This is a genomic window from Streptomyces katrae (assembly GCF_000966975.1).
GTDB classification, from domain to species: domain Bacteria; phylum Actinomycetota; class Actinomycetes; order Streptomycetales; family Streptomycetaceae; genus Streptomyces; species Streptomyces katrae.
Genome location: NZ_JZWV01001473.1, coordinates 1 through 1,607 on the forward strand (window position 1 = coordinate 1; position 1,607 = coordinate 1,607).

1 protein-coding gene is annotated in these 1,607 nt (G+C 74.5%); it reads left to right on the forward strand.

Features of this window, described 5'->3' with window-relative positions:
• Nucleotides 1-1,607, forward strand: a 1,607-nt coding sequence (locus tag VR44_RS38430; protein ID WP_342669437.1) for a PIG-L family deacetylase, incomplete at both ends; no start/stop codon positions are given.

The window sequence follows — 1,607 nt, forward strand, 5'->3', positions numbered from 1 at the left end:
CCCCCGAGCCCCGCCCGAGCGAGCCTGCGGCGGCCCCCGAGGCCTCCACGACCGCACGCCCCGGCCGCGGGGCAACCGCACGACCCACCCGTGACGCGACCGTCCGGCCCGACCCCGACACGACCGTCCGGCCCGGCCCCGGCACGGCCGTCCCCCACCAGCGCGACGCGGTCGTGCGGCCCGGCCCCGAGGCGGCCGTCCCCCACCAGCGCGACGCGGTCATGCGGCACGGCCACCACCACGTCGGGCACCCCCGCGCACGCGCGGTCGTCAAGGCGGTCGCCCTCCTCGCCGCCACCGCCGCCGGCGGCATGCTCGTCCTCCGGGGCAACGAGGCCCTCGCCGGCCTCGACTCGCCCGCCGCGCCCCGCCCCGGGGCCGCCACCGCCGCCGCCCCGGACGCCCCGGACCCCGGCCGGGTCCTCCAGATCGTCGCCCACCCCGACGACGACCTGTACTTCATGAACCCCGACCTCGGGTACTCCATAGCCGCCGGCCACCCCGTGACCACCGTCTACCTCACCTCCGGCGAAGCCGACGGCATCAACGCCGGGGCCGGTAAGGCGGCCTCCACCCGGCCCGACAAGCCCGCCTACGCCGAGGCCCGGCAGAACGGCATCCGCGCCGCCTACGCCAAGATGGCCACCGGCGACCGCAGCAGCGCCTGGAAGCGCACCGTCGTCCCGACCAAGGGCGGCGGCCACGCCGAGGTCGACGTCCTCGTCGCCCGGCCCCAGATCAACCTCGTATGGCTGCAGATGCGCGAGGCGGGCAACGTCTACCAGGACGTCCCCGACAGCCTCCACGGCCTGTGGGACGGCAAGGTGCCCCGCCTGGAGTCGCTGCTCGCCTCCGGCAGCCCCGTCCGGCGGGGGTTCGCGTACACCAAGGACCAGGTCGTCCAGACGATCGTCGGCATCCTGGAGCGGTACCGGCCCACCACCATCCGCACCCAGGACCCCACCCCCGGCCGCTTCCACGACGCCGCCAAGCGCTACACCGACCACCAGGACCACTTCTACGGCGCCCGGTTCGTGCAGCTGGCCGCCGCCCTGTACGCGGAGGGGTTCAAGGACCGGCCGCACTTCGCCGTCCAGAACTACGTCGGCTACTTCAACGGCTCCCTGCCCCGCGCCCTCGGCCCCGGCGAGGCCAAGGAGAAGCTGGACATCCTGGACACGTACGCCTGGCTGGACAAGGAGAACCACTGCGGCAGCGAGGCCGGCTGCGGAGACCTCAAGGTCGCCGAGCACCCGTCGGGCAACGGCTGGACCCAGACCGTCAACTACGCGCGCGGCACCGGCACCGACTGGCTGACCTCCGACGCCGAGCACGGCCTGTGGGCCTTCAAGGTCCTCGACGGCCAGGTCGCCCTCTGGCACCGCAGCGGCCTCATAGGACGCTGGAACGGTCCCCGCCTCCTCCCCGGAACCGGGATGGACCAGGGCATATCGACCGTGACCCTGAAGGACGGCCGGATTGCCGCCTTCGGCACCCGGACCTCCTTCGGCGACAAGCCCGCCGACTACCGGCGCGAGGTCGTCTACGCCGTCCAGCAGGCCCCCGGCTCCGAGGAGTTCGGCCCCTGGGAGTCGCTCGGCACCCCC